This is a genomic window from Massilia sp. 05N420, assembly GCF_056397205.1.
Genome location: NZ_JBFTMX010000308.1, coordinates 1 through 351, shown reverse-complemented (window position 1 = coordinate 351; position 351 = coordinate 1). Strand labels below are relative to the sequence as shown.

Below are 351 nucleotides of genomic sequence, written 5' to 3'. Positions count from 1 at the left end.
GCCTGGAAGCTTGCTCCGGCACTCGCCGCCGGCAACTGCGTCGTCATCAAGCCGGCGGAACAGACGCCTGCATCGCTGCTCGTCTGGGCGGAAATCATCGGCGATCTGCTGCCTCCCGGCGTGCTCAACATCGTCAACGGTTTCGGCCTTGAAGCGGGCAAGCCGCTTGCCACCAGCCCGCGCATTGCCAAGATCGCCTTCACCGGCGAAACGTCGACGGGCCGGCTGATCATGCAATATGCCAGCCAGAACCTCATTCCGGTTACGCTCGAGCTCGGCGGCAAGTCGCCCAACATCTTCTTTGCCGATGTGATGGCCGAGGATGACGACTTCCTCGACAAGGCGCTCGAA

At 62.7% G+C, this 351-nt stretch carries 1 protein-coding gene; it reads left to right on the top strand.

From position 1 onward, the window contains the following. Positions 1-351: aldehyde dehydrogenase family protein (locus tag AC1DIX_RS28460; protein WP_477328712.1), on the top strand; the 351-nt coding region annotated here is incomplete at both ends.